A 17018-nucleotide genomic window follows, 5' to 3' on the forward strand; every position below is an offset into this window, starting at 1 on the left:
ATAGAGCCATGACCTCTACTGATGGCCGCGAATGCGGTGGAACCTGGACGTCATGAGCCTTCCCACCCCGAACCGCGCCCTGCTGGGCGCGCTCGACCGCCCGACCGAGGCGTTCCGGCATCTCGGTCCCAACTGGTACGCGGCCGTGATGGGCACGTCGATCGTTGCGAACGGGGCGAACGCGCTGCCGGTCGACGTCCCCGGCCTGCACGCCTTCGCCGTGGTCGTGTGGGCGGGCTCGCTGCTGATGCTCGTCGCGCTCATGGCGGCGCGCGCCGTCCACTTCGCCCGGCACACGGACGTGGCCCGGTCCCAGCTCCTGGACAACCCGGCCACGGCGGTGTTCTACGGCTGCCCGCCGATGGCGATGCTCGCCGTCGGCTACGGGACGCTCATGCTCGGCCCCGAGGTGATCGGCGCCCGGGCGGCGATCGCCCTGGACGCCGTCCTCTGGACGCTCGGGACCCTCTACGCCGTGCTGGCCGCCGCCGGCGTCCCCTACCTCATGATCACCAGGCACCGGCCGGGGCCCGCGAACCCGACCTGGCTGCTGCCCGTCGTCGCCCCGATGGTCGCCGCGGCGCTCGGGCCCGCGCTCGTCCCGCACCTGCCGGAGGGGCAGGCCCGCGCCACGATGATGTTCGGCTGCTACGGCCTGTTCGGCGCGAGCCTGCTGGCCACGCTGGTCCTGCTGCCCGGCATCTGGTCGCGGCTCGCCGGCGGGCCGCCGTCACCGGTGGCCCTCACGCCGACGCTGTTCCTCGTGCTCGGGCCGCTCGGGCAGTCCACCACGGCCGTCGTGCAGATCGCGAACGCGGCGGGGCAGGCCGCTCCCGGATACGCGGCGGCGGCGCGCGCGTTCGCCGTCCTCTACGGCGCGCCGGTGATGGGCTTCGCGCTGCTCTGGCTGGGCATCGCGGCGACCGCCAACCTGCGGGCACTGCGCGGCGGCATGCCGTTCGCGATGACGTGGTGGGCGTTCACCTTCCCGGTCGGGACGTGCGTGACCGGCGCGTCCGGCCTGTCGCGGATCACGGGCCTGGACGCGCTGACCGGCGTGGCCGTGCTCCTCTACCTGCTTCTCGTCACGGCCTGGGCCGTGGCCGGCGTCCGGACGGTCCGGGGCGCGCTCAGCGGGCGCCTCTTCCTGCCCGCCGTCCCGCGCCCGGCGCCGCTGCTGCCGGCTCCGGCCGCCTAGCGGGGCGGTCACCGCGTCCTCCCGGCCGGCGGGGCAGGAATACCCGCCCGGGGGTCGCGGTTCGGTAGAATAATTGAAAGTTCTACTATTGGAGGCCGGCATGCAGTTCGGGATATTCACGGTCGGCGACGTCACCCCCGACCCGACCGACGGGCGCGTCCCGACCGAGGCCGAGCGGATCAAGGCCATGGTCGCGATCGCGCTCAAGGCCGAGGAGGCCGGCCTGGACGTCTTCGCGACCGGCGAGCACCACAACCCCCCGTTCGTGCCGTCCTCCCCGACCACGATGCTCGGCTACATCGCGGCGCGCACCGAGCGGCTGATCCTGTCCACCGCGACCACGCTGATCACCACCAACGACCCGGTGAAGATCGCGGAGGACTTCGCGATGCTCCAGCACCTCGCCGACGGCCGGGTGGACCTGATGATGGGCCGCGGCAACACCGGCCCCGTCTACCCCTGGTTCGGCAAGGACATCCGCGACGGCATCCCGCTCGCCATCGAGAACTACCACCTCCTGCACCGGCTGTGGCGCGAGGACGTCGTCGACTGGGAGGGGAAGCACCGCACGCCGCTCCAGTCGTTCACCTCGACCCCGCGTCCGCTGGACGGGGTCCCGCCGTTCGTCTGGCACGGCTCGATCCGCAGCCCGGAGATCGCCGAGCAGGCCGCCTTCTACGGCGACGGCTTCTTCGCCAACCACATCTTCTGGCCGACGGACCACTTCCAGCGCCTGATCGGCCTGTACCGGCGCCGCTACGAGCACTACGGGCACGGCTCCGCCGACCAGGCGATCGTCGGCCTCGGCGGCCAGGTCTTCATGCGCAGGAACTCCCAGGACGCCGTCCGCGAGTTCCGCCCGTACTTCGACAACGCGCCCGTCTACGGGCACGGGCCCTCCCTGGAGGAGTTCACCTCGGAGACGCCCCTCACGGTCGGCAGCCCCCAGCAGGTCATCGACAAGACGCTGACGTTCCGCGACCACTTCGGCGACTACCAGCGCCAGCTGTTCCTGATGGACCACGCGGGCCTGCCGTTGAAGACCGTCCTGGAGCAGATCGACATGCTGGGGGAGGAGGTCGTGCCCGTGCTGCGCAAGGAGTTCGAGTCGCTGCGTCCCGCGCACGTCCCGGCGACCGCCCCGACCCACGCGTCCCGTCTCACCGAGGAGGTGCGATGACCACGCTCGCCGTCGTCTCCGCCGGGCTCGGGCAGCCCTCGTCCACCCGGCTCCTGGCCGACCGCCTCGCCGAGGCGGCGGCCGGGGCCCTCCGGGAGGACGCGACCGTCGAGACGGTCGAGCTGCGCGACCACGCGCACGCCATGGTCGACGCGACCCTGACCGGCTTCCCGTCCGGGGCGTTCCGCACCGCCGTCGAGACGGTGGCGAACGCCGACGGCCTCATCGCCGTGACGCCCGTCTTCAACGCGTCCTACAGCGGGCTGTTCAAGACGTTCTTCGACGTCCTGGAGCGCGGTTCCCTGGAGGGCACGCCGGTGCTGCTCGGCGCGACCGGCGGCACCGCCCGGCACTCCCTGGCGATCGATTACGCGATGCGCCCCCTGTTCGCGTACCTGCGCGCTAGCGTCGTCCCGACCGGTGTCTTCGCGGCGTCCGCGGACTGGGGGAGCGCCGAGACCGCCCTGCCCGAACGCGTCGCCCGGGCAGGAGCGGAACTGGCCGCCCTGGTGGAGGCCCGTCCGGCCCCGCCGAAGGACGATCCGTACGAGGCGCCCGTCCCGTTCGAGCGGCTTCTCGCCGGACACTGAACTTGAGATTTGGCTTATATAAGCCGAGCCTGTAACTTGGGTCACGTGCACGCATTCGATGTGGTGGGCGACCCCGTCCGGCGCCGGATCCTCGAACTGCTCGCCGACGGCGAGCGCTCGTCCGGCGACCTCACGGCGGTCGTCCGGAAGGAGTTCGGGATCTCCCAGCCCGCCGTGTCCCAGCACCTGAAGGTGCTGCGCGACAACGGATTCGCCGTCGTGCGGGCGGAACGGACGCGCCGGCTCTACGCTGTCGACTCAGCACCGCTGCAGGAGTTGGACGCGTGGCTCGAACGCTTCCGCCGGTCCTGGACGCCGCGTCTGGACGCCCTGGCGACCGAGATCGCCCGCGGGAAGCGCGCACACCGCACGCATCAGGACGACCCAGGGAGCGAGACATGATCGAAGTCACCGGCCAGATCAACACGGTCACCCGCACGGTGGGCGAGAAGGCGCTGGAGTCCGGCACCGCGAGGACCGCGACGATCAGCAGGGTCTACGACACCGGCGTCGACGACCTGTGGAACGCCGTCACCGACCCCGAGCGGATCTCCCGCTGGTTCCTGCCCGTCTCCGGCGACCTGCGGCTCGGCGGCCGCTTCCATCTGGAGGGCAACGCCAGCGGGACGATCGAGCGCTGCGACCCGCCGAAGGGGTTCGCGGCGACGTGGGAGTACGGCGGCCAGACCACCTGGATCGAGGTCCGGCTGACCCCCGAGGCGGACGGCCGGACCCGGTTCGAACTGGAGCACACCGCCCTCGTCGACCCTTCGCAGAACCAGTTCGGCCCGGGCGTCGTCGGCATCGGCTGGGACATGGGGCTCCTCGGCCTCACCATCCACGTGGAGTCCGGCGAGGACGCCCGGGCCAAGCTCGGCGACTCCTGGGCCATGTCCGAGGAGGGCCGCGAGTTCGCGCGGCAGGCCGGCGAGGGCTGGTACGCCGCCGACGTCGCGGCCGGCGCCGACGAGGCCACCGCCCGCACCGCGGCGGACTTCACCATCGCCATGTACACCGGGGAGCAGTGACCTCCGGCGCCGAACACGCCCGGCGTCCGCCCCTCCTGCCGCGGAGTCGTCCGTCAGGACACGCCCGGTAGCCTTCGGTTACCGATGGTGACCGGCAGGGCACAATGGCGGGGTGGACGTCAGGGTCGGTGTCCGCGTCGAGGGGGTCGTGCAGGGCGTCGGTTTCCGGCCCTTCGTGCACGGCCTCGCGACCGGCCTCGGGCTGTCGGGGCTGGTCGGCAACGACGCGGGCGGCGTGTTCATCGAGGTCGAGGGCGCTCCCGACAAGGTCGGGCGGTTCCTGGACGGGCTGCGCACGCGCCCGCCCCGGCTCGCCCTCGTCGAGCGCGTCACCACGCGGGAGCTGGACGCCGTGGGGCGCGGCGGCTTCGCCATCGTGGGCAGCGACGCGTCGGGCGAGCGCCGGGCCCTCGTGTCCTGGGACGCGGCGACCTGCGACGACTGCCTGCGCGAGATGCGCGACCCGGGCGACCGGCGCCACCGGTACCCGTTCATCAACTGCACGGGCTGCGGGCCGCGTTTCACGATCGTCACGGGCGTGCCCTACGACCGTCCGAACACCACCATGGCGGGCTTCGCGATGTGCGGGCCGTGCGCCGCCGAGTACGAGGACCCGGCCGACCGCAGGTTCCACGCCCAGCCGGTGTGCTGCCCGGCCTGCGGCCCGTCCCTCGCCCTGCGCCCCCACGCCGACGAGCCCCTGGAGGCCGCGCGGGCGGTGCTGGCGCGGGGCGGGGTCCTCGCGGTCAAGGGCCTCGGCGGCTACCACCTCGCGGCGCGGGCGGCGGACCCGGGGGCGGTGGCCGCGCTGCGTTCCCGCAAGCACCGCGAGGACAAGCCGTTCGCCGTGATGGTCCCCGACCTGGAGGCGGCCCGGGCCCTGTGCGACCTCTCGGCCGCCGAGGAAGAGTTGCTCACCGGGCCGCGGCGCCCGATCGTGCTCGCGCGGCGCCGGCCGGGCGCCGCCCTGGCGGACGCGGTCGCACCCGGAAACCGGTCCGTCGGCCTCCTGCTGCCCTACACCCCGCTGCACCACCTGCTCGTCACCGAATCGGTCGTCCTGACCAGCGGCAACGTCTCGGACGAGCCGATCGCCTACCGTGACGAGGACGCCCTGGGGCGGCTCGCCGGCATCGCCGACGCCTTCCTCCTGCACGACCGTCCCATCCACACCCGCACCGACGACTCGGTGGTGCGGACGTTCCGCGGCCGCCCGCTCCCCGTCCGCCGCTCCCGCGGCTACGCGCCGGAGCCGATCCCCGTCCCCGCCGGTCGCCCGGTGCTGGCCTGCGGCGCGGAGCTGAAGAACACGTTCTGCCTGACCCGCGACGGCCGGGCGTTCGTCTCCCACCACATCGGCGACCTGGAGAACCACGAGACGCTCCGCGCCTTCGAGGAGGGCATCGGCCACTTCCGGCGGCTGTTCGACATCGCGCCCGAACTGATCGCCTACGACCCGCACCCGGAGTACCTGTCCACGAAGTACGCGCTCGACCAGGACCTGCCCGGGGTCGCCGTCCAGCACCACCACGCGCACATCGCCTCCTGCCTCGCCGACAACGGCGCGGACGGCCCGGTGATCGGCGTCGCGTTCGACGGCACCGGGTACGGGACCGACGGCACCCTGTGGGGAGGCGAGTTCCTGGTCGCCGACCTGCGTGGCTTCGAGCGCGCCGGGCATCTGGAACCGGTTCCGCTGCCCGGCGGCGCCGCCGCGATCCGCGAGCCGTGGCGCATGGCGGCGGCCTACGGGGTCCCGGGCGACCTGCCGGTGGCCCGCCGCCCCGACTGGGCCGCGGTGACCGCCCTGGCCCGGCGCGGCGTCAACGCGCCGCCGACCTCCAGCATGGGCCGCCTCTTCGACGCGGTCGCCGCCGTCCTCGGCGTCCGCGACCGCGTCAACTACGAGGGGCAGGCCGCCGTCGAACTGGAGCAGTGCGCCGACCCCGCCGAGACCGGCGCCTACCCGGCGACGCTGAACGGCACGACCGGCTTCACGGTCGCGGGCGGCGAGTTCGTGGACGCGGTGGTGAGCGACCTCAGGGCCGGCGTCCCCGTCCCTGCGATCGCCGCGCGGTTCCACAACGGCGTCGCGGCGCTCGTCGTCGCCGCGGCCTCCCGCATCAGGTCGGAGACGGGCCTCGGCACGGTCGCGCTCTCCGGCGGGGTGTTCCAGAACATGCTCCTGCTCGGCCGCGCCGTCTCCGGCCTGGCCGACGCGGGCTTCGACGTGCTGACCCACCACCGCGTCCCTCCCAACGACGGCGGCATCAGCCTCGGTCAGGCGGCCGTCGCCACCGCCCGCGGCTGACCCGAGGACCGCCCTGGCCGGATCCGGACGCGCCGCCGTGGGCACTGGCGATCCCTCACCGATGGACCGTGCCCACCAGGCGCGCGGCACCGGAGGCGCACCCTGGCGCGCGCCCGCGGGACGCCGCGCTCGAAGCGAAACGGCGACGCGGCGCCCCGCCCGGAGGGCATGATCATCAGATGGCGGACGAAGGGGACGAGCGGCAAGAAGCCCGGCCGAAATCGTGGGCCGTCCGGCGATGGGCGGCCCCGCTGGCGCTGGCCGTGTCCGTCGCCACCTCCATCGGCGCCGTGAACCTGCTGGTGGACGGGTCGGCGGCCACCACCGCGCTTCCCGGTGAGCAGCGCAGGCCGCGCTTCATCGTCGCGGTGGGCAGGTTCGGAAGTGCCTCCCAGGGGCGCGGCCCGGAGCCGTGGTTCGAGGTCAGGGCGGTTCAGTCGGGCGGGGGGCGGCCCCTGGACTCGGTGCCCGCGCCCCGATCGGCCGGAGCGGCGCGGTCGCTCATCGAGGGGCCGGGGGGCGTGTTCGTGTTCTCCGCCTTCAAGGAGAAGACGTGCACGACCCGGTTCCATCGGTTCCGCCTCACCGGCGGCGGCCGGGTGAAGGATCTCGGGCCGCTCGTGGAAGACACCGTTCCGGCGCGCGTGGCCGGGCTGGCCATGAGCCCGGACGGTGAACGGCTCGCCTACGCGACGGCTCCTTGCGCGAATGGCGCGCAGCCCCAGGCGGCGGTGAGCGTCCTCGACCTCGGCTCGGGCCGGACGCGAGCCTGGAGCACGGCCGCCCCCTCACTCGTCGGTGAGATCGTTTGGGCGGGCGACAGCCGCACGCTCGGCTACGCCGTCAGCGACGTGCGGCTGGATGCCGCGCACAGTCCTTTCCTCGAGGGCAGGGTCGGGAACGTCACCGTGTACGCCCTCGACACGAACGGGCGGAGCGCCGATCTGCGGGACGGCCGCGTCCTGTTCCGGCAGCCCGACGACTCCGCCGCGGTCACCACGGCCGTGATGAACCCGGGCGGGCGTGCGGGCTACGGCGCGATGAGGAAGGCGCGCCCGCCGAGCTTCGTCCTGTTCTCGTTCGCCGCCGGCAAGCCGATGAAGGTCACCCGGACCATCAGGCTGGATCCCGGCGGCGGGATGGTTCTCGGCTTGGCCACCGACGACGGCCCCCGGTACGCCTGCCTCGGAGGAGTCGACTCCTTCGGCAAGGTGACCGAAGGCGACTTCAGGGACACCGTGGACGGTGGCCAGAGCTGCGCGGTCGCCTACGGCTACTGACCGCCGTCCCGGCGCCCGCCGCCGGAAGGCGGTGTCAGAGGTTGCCCAGCACCCGGGTCGGGGTGATCTCGATGACGACGCGGTTCGGGTTCGGGCGCGGGGGCTTGTAGCGGGCGGTGTAGAGATCCTCCGCGTGGGCCACCGAGTCCGGGTCGGTCCGCAGGACGGCGCGGCCCTCGACGGTCGACCAGCGGCGGCCGTCCACCTGCGTGACGGCCGCGGGCAGGCCGGCCGCGCCCGCGTCGCGGACATGGCGGGCCTTCGCCGAGGAGGCCGAAGTGATCACGCGGACGGTGCCGGCGTCCAGCGTCGCGCCGACGGGGACCGAGTGCGGGGTCCCGTCCGGGCGGAGGGTGACGAGCGTGCACAGGTGGCGCTCCCGCCAGAAGGCGAGGAGGTCCTCGTCGCTCAGGTCCAGCCGGTGTCGTCCGTCCACCGGAGTAAGCCTATCCGGACTGGCCGGTTTCGACGGGTTTATGATTAGTTAGCGTAAGAAAGTATCTCCGACCGGGGGAGGGCGCGGCGTGCCGTCCAAGCACTATCCGTGGATCGCGCTGAGCAACACGACGCTCGGCATGCTGCTGGCCACGGTCAACTCCTCGATCGTGATCATCTCGCTGCCGGCGATCTTCCGCGGCATCCATCTGAACCCCCTCGAACCCGGCAACGTCAGCTACCTGCTCTGGATGCTGATGGGCTACATGCTCGTCTCGGCGGTGCTGGTGGTGACGCTCGGGCGGCTCGGGGACATGTTCGGGCGCGTCCGGATGTACAACGCCGGGTTCGCGGTCTTCACGGTCGGGACGCTCGTACTGGCGCTCGACCCGCTGCACGGGGGCGCCGGGGCACTCTGGCTCATCGGCTGGCGGGTCTTCCAGGGGATCGGCGGCGCCATGCTGATGGCGAACTCGGCCGCGATCCTCACCGACGCGTTCCCCGCCCACCGGCGCGGCATGGCGATGGGCGTCAACCAGGTCGCGGGCATCGCCGGGACGTTCATCGGCCTGGTCGCCGGCGGGCTGCTGAGCGAGATCAACTGGCGGCTGGTGTTCTTCGCCTCGGCGCCCATCGGGATCGTCGGGACGCTCTGGGCGTACCGGAGCCTGGTCGAGACCGCCAAGCGGGCGGTCGGCGCGAGGATCGACTGGCTCGGCAACGTGACGTTCGCGGTCGGGCTGACCGCGCTGCTCGCCGCGATCACCTACGGGATCCAGCCCTACGGCGGGCACGACATGGGCTGGACGAACCCCTGGGTGCTCGCCGGGATGATCGGCGGCGTCGCCGTCCTGGCGCTGTTCTGCTGGATCGAGACCCGGGTCGAGCAGCCGATGTTCCACCTGAGCCTGTTCCGGATCCGGGCGTTCGCCGCCGGCAACCTGGCCGGGCTGCTCGCCGCGATCTCGCGCGGCGGGATGCAGTTCATGCTGATCATCTGGCTGCAGGGCATCTGGCTGCCGCTGCACGGCTACGACTACGAGGCCACCCCGCTGTGGGCCGGCATCTACCTGCTGCCGCTCACCGCCGGCTTCCTGGTCGCCGGGCCGATCTCGGGGCACCTGTCCGACCGGCACGGCGCCCGCGCGTTCGCCTCCGGCGGCCTCGTGCTGTCGGCGCTGGCGTTCGCCGGGCTGCTGGTGATCCCGACCGACTTCGGGTACGCCACCTTCGCGCTGCTGATCTTCCTCAACGGGATCGGCTCCGGGCTGTTCGCCGCCCCCAACACCACCGCGATCATGAACTCGGTCCCGGCGGACCAGCGCGGCGTGGCCTCCGGGATGCGCGCCACCTTCATGAACGCCGGCATGGTGCTGTCGATCGGCGTGTTCTTCTCCCTGATGATCGCGGGACTGTCCGACACGCTGCCGAGGACGCTGACGCGGGGCCTGACCGAGCACGGCGTCCCGCCAGGGCCCGCCGCCCAGGTGGGCGAACTGCCGCCGGTCGGCACGCTCTTCGCCGCGTTCCTCGGCTACAACCCCATCCAGAACCTGCTCGCGCAGTTCCACGTGCTCGGCGGCCTCGCGCCGGACGACGTGGCCACCCTCACCGGCCGCTCGTACTTCCCGCACCTGATCTCCGAGCCGTTCCACCACGGCCTGGTCATCGTGTTCGGCATGGCGATCGCGATGTCGCTGGTCGCGGCGCTGGTGTCGCTGCTGCGCGGGCGCCGCTACGTGCACGACGACGACGCCGCGGGCGAGCCCGCGCTGCAGAAGGCGGGCCGCGGCGCCCGCTGACCGGCGCGCGGCCGGTGGCGAGAACGCGGACCGGCCGCCCGCGGTGGCGGGCGGCCGGTCCGGAACGCGCGGAAAGAGCGCGGGGTCAGACGCGCCAGGACTGGACGAGCGCGTCCAGCGTCACCTGGTCGTAGACGATGCCCTGGGCCTTCAGCTCCTGGGCGACCAGCTCGCCGTCGCCGTGGTGCTTGGCCAGCAGCCGGTACACCGCGTACGGGAACCAGTGGTTGTCGCTGATCCGCTGGATCTCGGCCTCGTCGCAGCGGTAGCCCTCGGCCCTGACCTCGGCGAGCGTCGCGGCGACGTCGCCGTGGCGGCGTTCGAGGATGTCGATGACGAGGGACCGCAGGTTCTCCGGCGCGGGCCCGACGGGCGCCTCCTCCTCGGCGACGGTGCCGTAGGAGCTGCGGCCGTTGAGGCTGCCGCGCGACGCGGCGCTGACCACGGCCAGCTCCGGCTCCGGCTCCGGCTCCGGGACCGGCGCGGGCGCGGGCGCCTCGGTCGCGGCGGGTGCCGCGGCCGGAGCGGAGGCGGCCGGTGCGGCCGGGGCCGGAGCGGCCTCGCCCGCTGGCGCGCCCTTGGCCTCGGCCCTGCCCGCGGTCCCGGACTCGATCGCCTTGCCGGAGTACCCGGGCACCTGGATCTGCGCGAACGGGCCGGTGTTGCGCAGCGGCATCAGGGTGATCTGGTTCAGCGTGACCGGCCCGGCGATCGCGCGCGTCTGCGGCTCGGGCTGCTTGGCCTCCTCCTCCTCGGTCCTCTGCGACACGTACCGGTGCAGCGTCCGCAGCAGGACGAACAGGCCGAGCATCGACACGATCGGCGGGACCGCGGCCGTCGCCTGGAAGGAGAAGGTCTTGTGGCCGACATGGCCGACGTTGAAGATGAGGCTGGCCGTCCACCCGGCGAGGGCGATGGTCAGCGGCAGGCAGAAGTCGAGCCAGCTCATCAGGGCCCGGCGCTTGATGACGAAGGCGTCGATGGCCAGCAGGAACAGCCCGAGTTCACCGACGATGATGAACAGGTCGACCAGCAGGGGGAAGGACTCGGCCTTCCATCCCCGCAGGCCGTGCTCCAGGGCCCAGTGGTAGAGACCGGCATAGGACTGGGCGAAGCCACCGGCGGTGGCGGTCAGGACCGCGGCCGCCATGAAGGCGATGGCCCCCCACCGTGTGATGACCTGTGCCCGGTTGGCAGCGCTCATGTGGCGTGTGCTCCCAGATTCCTTACACAACCAAAAGTGATCGGTGGGAGACTATCCATTCCTTTGCCGTTTCGTGGCCGATTCGCATCACGTCTCGGTCCCGTTCCCCGCGAAACGGCGCGGCGCGCCGGGGGAACCTCGCGAAAAGCCGCAGGCGGGAGCCCCCGTAGCCACACAGCGGGAGCCCCCGCAGTCACACAGCGGGAGCCCCCGCAGTCACACAGCGGGAGCCCCCGCAGTCACACAGCGGGAGCCCCCGCCAAGGCGCGCCGGTGCCTTGGCGGGGGCGGGATTCCGCGGGAGCGGTGACGGAATCCGGCCGCGGAACCCCGGTCAGGGAACCTGCAGGACGAAGTCGAACTTCGCGGTGCGGCCCGTGGGAGTGGTCTGGACCTTCATGAGCAGCGCCGGGTCGTAGAGCGAGTCGGAGCTGTTGCGGGGCTCGTTCGGGAAGTACAGCTGCGTCGTCAGGATCTGCCGGTAGGGGGCCTGTGCCTTGACGTGGATGTGCCGGGTGCGGCCGGGGTAGAGGCCCGGCACGATCGTCGTGAGGGTGAATCGTCCCGAAGCGTCCGTGTATTGATGTCCACGAAGCTTGTAGCCGTAGTTGTCGTAATTGCCGTAATAGTCCGCCTGCCAGAAGTCGAGCAGGGCGTGGGCCACCGGCGTGCACGACATCGAGTAGACGATCCCGGAGACCGTGAGGGGGGTCCCCGGCATGCCGGGCGTCACGATCGACGCGCGCTCGGGGGACCCGGGCTTGAAGTAGGGGCCCTCCATCTGCGAGTGCGTCGGGGTGTCGTCCCCGTCGTCGCACTTGGGCGTCGGGGTGAGCGGCCGCTGCTCGGTGCGGGCCTGCGCGGGCGCGGTCACCGCGGACACGGCGGTGGGCAGCGCGAGCGCGCCGATGCCCGCCGCGCCCGCGGCGACGATGAAGTTCTTGCGGCTGATGCCGTTGTCCTGGCCGTCGCCGGTGCCGGGCTCGTGGCCGGTGCCGGTCTCCTGCTCGTCGGCTGGCATGGGGGTTCCTCTCGGGGGTCGTCCGGGATCTTCCGGTTGGCGGGGCTCCCTGGGAGTCGGTCCGCGACATGTATAAGCCGCCGGGGAAGGGGCGGTCTTGCCGCTGCGTGCCGTGACTTTGGCGGCGAGTGCCAAAGCCCGCCGGAAGCGTCGTGCTGACTCGCTCATTGACCTTCCTGACGCGCCGTAGAAGCCTTGCGGTTGGCGTCCGAGACCCCGCCCGCCGACCGGAGGAGCGTCATGCCCACGCTCGTTGACACCTCGGACCACCCTGCCCGCGACCAGGCGGACTACTGGCGCCACCTGATCAGCTCGGCCTTCGGGCCGTTCCACGTGCAGCCGTGCCTGCCCGGAGGGTTCGCCGCCCGGTTGAGCGGCCGGGTGCTGGGCCCGGTGGAGGCCGGCGACGTGCACGCGCCCGCGCACGCGGTGCGGCGCAGCGCCCTGCAGATCGCCCGCGACACCCGCGAGTGCTACAAGCTCGGCCTGGTGCTGCGCGGCTCGTGCGTGCTGCGGCAGAACGGCCGCCGGGCCGTGGTCGGCGCGGGGGACGTGGTGTTCTACGACCTGACCCGTCCCGTGGAGATCTCCTTCGACGCCCACCACATCTTCACCGTGGTGATCCCGCACAGCGCCGTGCCGCTGCCGCGGGAGCGCCTCGCCGCGTTCGGCGGCACGCTGCTCGGCGGGCGGGCCCGGACCGGGCGGCTCGTCTCGTCCTTCCTCGGCGCCCTGGCCGAGAGCGGCGCCGAGGACGGCGAGCGGGGAGCCGCCCCGAACGGCGCCGGGCCCGCCACGGGGAGCGGGGCCGCGGCGGGCGACCCGTTCGGCGGGGCGTCCGACGAGATCTACGCCCACCACCTCGGCGGGGCCCTCGTCGAGCTGGTCACCGGCGCGGCCAGCGAGTGGCTGGGCGCGCCCGCGTCCCCGTCGCCGGAGGGAGCGGAGATGCTGCGGGCGATCGAGGAGTGGATCGAGGCGCGCCTGCACGACCCGTCGCTGAGCCCCGCCGCGATCGCCGCCGCGCACCACATCTCCGTCCGCCAGCTCTACCGGGTGTTCGCGCCGACCGGGACGACCGTCGCCCGGTACGTCCGGACCCGCCGCCTGGAGCACTGCCGCCGCGAACTCGGCGACCCGTTCCTCGGCACGCAGCGGATCGGCGCGATCGCCAACCGCTGGGGCCTGCCGGACGCCGCCGCCTTCAGCCGCGCGTTCCGCGCCGCCTACGGCCAGACCCCCAGCGACTACCGCGCCCGCACGACGGGCATCCGGCGGGACCCCTGACACGCCCCGATCCCGGCCGGCGCGCTTCGCCTTCCCGAATCCCGGGAAGGCGAAGAGTAAGGACCTGGACGCGACGGAGGACGCGAGGGGGACGTCGCCATGCGAGGCCGGGAAGGGCGCGCCGCCGCCGACGTGCGCGGAGCCGCGCTGCCGCTGGAGTACGCGGAGGATCTGGACCCGCTCCTCGACCGCATCGGGGACGGCCGGTGCGTGCTGATCGGCGAGGCCAGCCACGGGACCCACGAGTACTACGCGTGGCGGGCCGCGCTGACCAGGCGGCTGATCGCCGAGCGCGGGTTCGGGTTCGTCGCCGTCGAGGGCGACTGGCCCGACTGCCGCCGGGTCGACCGCTGCGTGACGCTCGCGCCGGGGGCGCACCAGGATCCGAGGGCCGCCCTGAACGCCTACGAGCGCTGGCCGACGTGGATGTGGGCCAACGAGGAGACCGTCCGGTTCTGCCGGTGGCTGCGCGACCGCAACGCGGGCCTTCCGCTGGCCGAGCGGGCCGGCTTCCACGGCCTGGACGTCTACAGCCTCTGGGACTCGCTGCGGGCGGTCGTCGACTACCTGGCGGCGCACCGCCCCGAGTACCTGGACACGGCGCTGGAGGCGTACCGCTGCTTCGAGCCGCACGGCCACGACCCCCGCTCCTACGGGTGGAACGCCGCCCTGGTCCCGGGCGGCTGCGCGGCGGAGGTGCTGGAACTGCTGGCCGCGCTGCGCCGCCCGGCGCCGCCGGGGGAGGCCGGCGACCCGGAGGAGGAGTTCGACGCCCGGCAGAACGCCGAGGTGGCGGCGGGCGCCGAGCACTACTACCGCACCATGCTGGGCGGCGGGCCGGAGTCGTGGAACGTCCGGGACGTCCACATGGCCGACACGCTGGACCGGCTGATGGACTTCCACGGCGCCAAGGCCGTCGTGTGGGCGCACAACACCCATGTGGGCGACGCGCGGGCGACCGACATGGCGGGCGCCGGGATGGTCAACCTCGGCCAGCTCGCCAGGGAGCGGCACGGAGCCGACGGCGTCGTGCTGGTCGGCTTCGCGGCCGGCCCCGGCGAGGTCGTCGCGGCGCCGGCCTGGGGCGCCCCGATGGAGGTCATGCAGGTCCCGCCGCCGGCGCACGGCTCGCTGGAGCAGGTGCTGGCGGAGTCGGAGCTGCACCGGGCGATGTTCGTCGTGCCTCCGGAGCGGGAGAAGCCCGACTTCTTCACCGGCACGCTCGGGCACCGCGCGATCGGCGTCGTGTACGACCCGGACCGGGATTCGCGCCAGTACGTCCCGACACGGCTCGCCGATCGCTACGACGCGCTGGGCTGGTTCCGCGCCACCTCGGCGCTCCAGCCGCTGCACCTGGAGGCGGCGCGCCGTGGTGAACTGGAGACGATGCCGACCGGTGTCTAGCAGTCAGGCAGTCTGAGGAGCCGCGCCATGTCCCTGACCATGCAGCCGGGCCCGCTCGCCGGTTCGCCCGGCGACGAGGTCAACTTCACGATCGACGGACCGGCGCACCGGTTGTTCTTGCACGACTTCCCGCGCCGGGTCCGCGCCCGCTTCGCGGGGGAGACGGTGCTGGACACCGAGCGCGGGAAGCTGCTCCACGAGACGGGGCTGCTGCCCGTCCTGTACGTCCCCGAGGAGGACGTGCGCACCGACCTGCTGGAGAAGACCGTCCACACGACGCACTGCCCGTTCAAGGGCGACGCCGCGTACTGGACGGTGCGGGTGGGCGACCGGGCGGCCGACAACGCGGTGTGGGGGTATCCGGACCCGAAGCCGGAGGCGGCGTGGCTGCGCGGGCACATGGCCTTCTACTGGAACCGGATGGACGCCTGGTTCGACGAGGACGAGGAGGTCCACGGCCACCTGCGCGACCCGTACCACCGGGTCGACGCCCGCGCCACGTCCCGGCGCGTGCGGGTGCTGCTCGGCGACGAGGTCGTCGCCGAGACCGGGCGGGCGAAGCTGCTCTCGGAGACCGGGTTGCCCAACCGCTACTACATCCCGGCCGAGGACGTCCGCCGCGACCTGCTGACCCGCAGCGAGAAGCGGACGTTCTGCCCCTACAAGGGCGAGGCTGCGTACTGGTCGCTGGCCGGCGCCGAGGACGCCGCCTGGTCGTACGAGGAGCCCCTGGAGGACGCCGCGAAGATCGGCGGGTACCTGTCCTTCGACCACGAGGCCCTGACGATCGAGACGCGGCCGTCTCCGGCCGCCTGACGCCCGCCCGGGGCCGGGGACGCCGTATTGCGCTCGCGGAGCGGCGGCCTCCTGCCGCATGATTTCGGCATGGTAGATACCTCCCTTTATGCGGCGTTCGTTGTCGCCGCGTTCGCGCTCTGCGTCACCCCCGGCCCCGACATGATGTTCATCGTCGCGATGGGCGGGCGCGGCGGCCCGGTCACGGGCCTCATGGCGGCGGCGGGCGTCGCCACCGGCGCCCTGACGCACGCCGTCGCCGCGACGCTCGGCCTCTCCGCCCTGTTCACCGCGCTGCCGGCGCTGTACCACGTGCTGCGCTGGGCGGGCGCCGCCTACCTCCTCTTCCTCGCCGTCAGGTCGTTCCGGGACCGCGGCGAGCCGGGGGAGGAGGGCGCGGCCCCGGTCGGCCCGGGACGGCTCCGCGCGTTCTGGCAGGGCGTCGTCACGAACCTGCTGAACCCCAAGGTGATCCTCTTCAACATCGCCTTCCTGCCGCAGTTCGTGAACCCCTCCGTGGGGCATCCGATGGTGCAACTGCTCGTCCTCGGCGTCACGCTCGTCCTGCTCGGCCTCGTCGTGGACGCCTGCGTCGGCCTCCTCTCCGGCCGCCTCGCGAACCTCCTGCGGCGCAGCCGCCGCGTCGCCCGCGGCCTGAACATCTTCAGCGGAACCGTCTTCACGGGGCTCGCCGTGCGCCTCATGGCCGTCCCCAAGTGAGGGCCTGCGGGTTTACAGTTCTGGTAACCCTGAGCAAAGGAGGCGGCTGTTGGTTCCGTACGCGGCGTCCTCTCCGCCTTCCGCGTTCTGGTCGGCGCTCGAACCCGCGCAGCGGACCGCGCTGCGCGACGCCGCGCGTCCCCGCACGTTCCCGGTCAAGGCGCCGCTGGTGTACCAGGGCGACGAGTCCGACCATGTGATCATCATCGAGCGGGGCTGGGCGAAGGTGACCTCCGCGACCGAGGACGGCCACGACGTGGTGCTGGCCGTCCGCGGCCCCGGCGACCTGCTCGCCGAGAGCGCGGTGCTCGGCGGGCGGCCGCGCGCCGCGACCGTCACCGCGCTGTCCCCGATCCGCGCCCTGGTCGTGCCCGCGGCCCGCTTCACCGGGTTCCTGGACGCGCACCCGGACGTGTGGATGCTCGTCACCGGCACCTTCGTGCAGCGCATGGACGACTCCGACCGGCGGCTGACCGCCCACATCACGAGCCGGGGTCCGGAGCGCCTGGCGGCCCTGCTCGCCGAGCTGGCGGAGCGCTCGGCCCAGCACGCCCCGCCCGCGCCCGACGGGTCGATCGAGATCGGGCCGCCGCTGTCGCAGGAGGAGCTCGGCAGCTGGATGGACGCCTCCCGGGAGACCGTCGCCCGCGCGCTCAGCGGGCTGCGCCGCGAGGGCCTGATCCGCACCGGCTGGCGCAGGATCACCGTGGTGGACCTGGCCCGCCTCCGCGCGTTCGCCAAGGAGCAGGACTGACGGACCGTCC

16 protein-coding genes are annotated in these 17018 nt (G+C 73.0%); 13 read left to right on the plus strand and 3 right to left on the minus strand.

Annotated elements, in window-relative coordinates; translation table 11 throughout:
- Window positions 1-52 precede the first annotated feature (52 nt).
- The 7 genes from ABD944_RS33795 to ABD944_RS33825 all read left to right on the plus strand — a co-directional run bounded on the left by ABD944_RS33795 (window position 53) and on the right by ABD944_RS33825 (window position 7587).
- The gene (locus ABD944_RS33795) at window positions 53-1198 is read left to right on the plus strand and encodes a TDT family transporter (RefSeq protein WP_345183752.1); all 1146 of its coding nucleotides are present in this window, start codon (window positions 53-55) and stop codon (window positions 1196-1198) included.
- Between the two features lie 100 nt (window positions 1199-1298).
- Window positions 1299-2378 (plus strand): LLM class flavin-dependent oxidoreductase, encoded by a 1080-nt coding sequence (locus ABD944_RS33800; protein WP_345183754.1) that lies wholly within the window; start codon window positions 1299-1301, stop codon window positions 2376-2378.
- Window positions 2375-2968, plus strand: coding sequence for an FMN reductase (locus tag ABD944_RS33805; RefSeq protein WP_345183756.1), 594 nt, complete (start codon window positions 2375-2377; stop codon window positions 2966-2968). The genes ABD944_RS33800 and ABD944_RS33805 overlap by 4 nt, the downstream gene beginning before the upstream one ends.
- A 45-nt stretch (window positions 2969-3013) precedes the next feature.
- Window positions 3014-3370: an ArsR/SmtB family transcription factor gene (locus ABD944_RS33810; RefSeq protein ID WP_345183758.1), complete on the plus strand. Its 357-nt coding sequence runs from the start codon at window positions 3014-3016 to the stop codon at window positions 3368-3370.
- Window positions 3367-3996: an SRPBCC family protein gene (locus ABD944_RS33815; protein WP_345183760.1), complete on the plus strand. Its 630-nt coding sequence runs from the start codon at window positions 3367-3369 to the stop codon at window positions 3994-3996. Before ABD944_RS33810 ends, ABD944_RS33815 begins: the two co-directional genes overlap by 4 nt.
- A 112-nt stretch (window positions 3997-4108) precedes the next feature.
- Complete coding sequence (hypF, locus tag ABD944_RS33820) at window positions 4109-6307, plus strand: carbamoyltransferase HypF (RefSeq protein ID WP_345183762.1); 2199 nt, start codon at window positions 4109-4111, stop codon at window positions 6305-6307.
- Window positions 6308-6486: 179 nt separating this feature from the next.
- Window positions 6487-7587: a beta-propeller domain-containing protein gene (locus tag ABD944_RS33825; protein ID WP_345183764.1), complete on the plus strand. Its 1101-nt coding sequence runs from the start codon at window positions 6487-6489 to the stop codon at window positions 7585-7587.
- A gap of 34 nt (window positions 7588-7621) precedes the next feature.
- Here ABD944_RS33825 and ABD944_RS33830 read toward each other — a convergent pair whose 3' ends face one another.
- Entirely contained in the window at window positions 7622-8023 is a 402-nt protein-coding gene (locus ABD944_RS33830) for a PPOX class F420-dependent oxidoreductase (RefSeq protein WP_345183766.1), read from the minus strand.
- Window positions 8024-8111: 88 nt separating this feature from the next.
- On the opposite strand from ABD944_RS33830, the gene ABD944_RS33835 reads away from it, so the two are divergent.
- Window positions 8112-9824 (plus strand): MFS transporter, encoded by a 1713-nt coding sequence (locus ABD944_RS33835; RefSeq protein ID WP_345183768.1) that lies wholly within the window; start codon window positions 8112-8114, stop codon window positions 9822-9824.
- Window positions 9825-9909: 85 nt separating this feature from the next.
- Here ABD944_RS33835 and ABD944_RS33840 read toward each other — a convergent pair whose 3' ends face one another.
- Window positions 9910-11028, minus strand: coding sequence for a DUF2637 domain-containing protein (locus ABD944_RS33840; RefSeq protein ID WP_345183770.1), 1119 nt, complete (start codon window positions 11026-11028; stop codon window positions 9910-9912).
- A gap of 333 nt (window positions 11029-11361) precedes the next feature.
- Window positions 11362-12048, minus strand: a complete 687-nt coding sequence (locus ABD944_RS33845; protein ID WP_345183772.1) for a dioxygenase family protein — start codon at window positions 12046-12048, stop codon at window positions 11362-11364.
- Window positions 12049-12288: 240 nt separating this feature from the next.
- Between ABD944_RS33845 and ABD944_RS33850 the strand changes: the two genes are divergently transcribed.
- The 5 genes from ABD944_RS33850 to ABD944_RS33870 all read left to right on the plus strand — a co-directional run bounded on the left by ABD944_RS33850 (window position 12289) and on the right by ABD944_RS33870 (window position 17008).
- Window positions 12289-13335, plus strand: coding sequence for an AraC-like ligand-binding domain-containing protein (locus ABD944_RS33850; protein ID WP_345183774.1), 1047 nt, complete (start codon window positions 12289-12291; stop codon window positions 13333-13335).
- Window positions 13336-13434: 99 nt separating this feature from the next.
- On the plus strand, window positions 13435-14739 hold the full coding sequence (locus tag ABD944_RS33855; protein WP_345183776.1) for an erythromycin esterase family protein: 1305 nt from the start codon (window positions 13435-13437) through the stop codon (window positions 14737-14739).
- Between the two features lie 27 nt (window positions 14740-14766).
- Window positions 14767-15555, plus strand: coding sequence for a DUF427 domain-containing protein (locus ABD944_RS33860; protein WP_345183778.1), 789 nt, complete (start codon window positions 14767-14769; stop codon window positions 15553-15555).
- Window positions 15556-15624: 69 nt separating this feature from the next.
- The gene (locus ABD944_RS33865; RefSeq protein WP_345183780.1) at window positions 15625-16254 is read left to right on the plus strand and encodes a LysE family translocator; all 630 of its coding nucleotides are present in this window, start codon (window positions 15625-15627) and stop codon (window positions 16252-16254) included.
- A 49-nt stretch (window positions 16255-16303) separates the two neighbouring features.
- Complete coding sequence (locus ABD944_RS33870) at window positions 16304-17008, plus strand: Crp/Fnr family transcriptional regulator (protein WP_345183782.1); 705 nt, start codon at window positions 16304-16306, stop codon at window positions 17006-17008.
- Window positions 17009-17018 lie beyond the last annotated feature (10 nt).

This window comes from Actinomadura verrucosospora, assembly GCF_039540335.1.
Classification (GTDB): Bacteria; Actinomycetota; Actinomycetes; order Streptosporangiales; family Streptosporangiaceae; genus Spirillospora; species Spirillospora verrucosospora.

Coding starts and splice junctions, on each gene's coding strand:
- ABD944_RS33845 (WP_345183772.1), bottom strand. CDS start 12,048: ATGCCAGCCGACGAGCAGGAGACCGGCACCGGCCACGAGCCCGGCACC.
- ABD944_RS33850 (WP_345183774.1), top strand. CDS start 12,289: ATGCCCACGCTCGTTGACACCTCGGACCACCCTGCCCGCGACCAGGCG.
- ABD944_RS33800 (WP_345183754.1), top strand. CDS start 1,299: ATGCAGTTCGGGATATTCACGGTCGGCGACGTCACCCCCGACCCGACC.
- ABD944_RS33795 (WP_345183752.1), top strand. CDS start 53: ATGAGCCTTCCCACCCCGAACCGCGCCCTGCTGGGCGCGCTCGACCGC.
- ABD944_RS33855 (WP_345183776.1), top strand. CDS start 13,435: ATGCGAGGCCGGGAAGGGCGCGCCGCCGCCGACGTGCGCGGAGCCGCG.
- ABD944_RS33805 (WP_345183756.1), top strand. CDS start 2,375: ATGACCACGCTCGCCGTCGTCTCCGCCGGGCTCGGGCAGCCCTCGTCC.
- ABD944_RS33825 (WP_345183764.1), top strand. CDS start 6,487: ATGGCGGACGAAGGGGACGAGCGGCAAGAAGCCCGGCCGAAATCGTGG.
- ABD944_RS33860 (WP_345183778.1), top strand. CDS start 14,767: ATGTCCCTGACCATGCAGCCGGGCCCGCTCGCCGGTTCGCCCGGCGAC.
- ABD944_RS33865 (WP_345183780.1), top strand. CDS start 15,625: ATGGTAGATACCTCCCTTTATGCGGCGTTCGTTGTCGCCGCGTTCGCG.
- ABD944_RS33840 (WP_345183770.1), bottom strand. CDS start 11,028: ATGAGCGCTGCCAACCGGGCACAGGTCATCACACGGTGGGGGGCCATC.
- ABD944_RS33815 (WP_345183760.1), top strand. CDS start 3,367: ATGATCGAAGTCACCGGCCAGATCAACACGGTCACCCGCACGGTGGGC.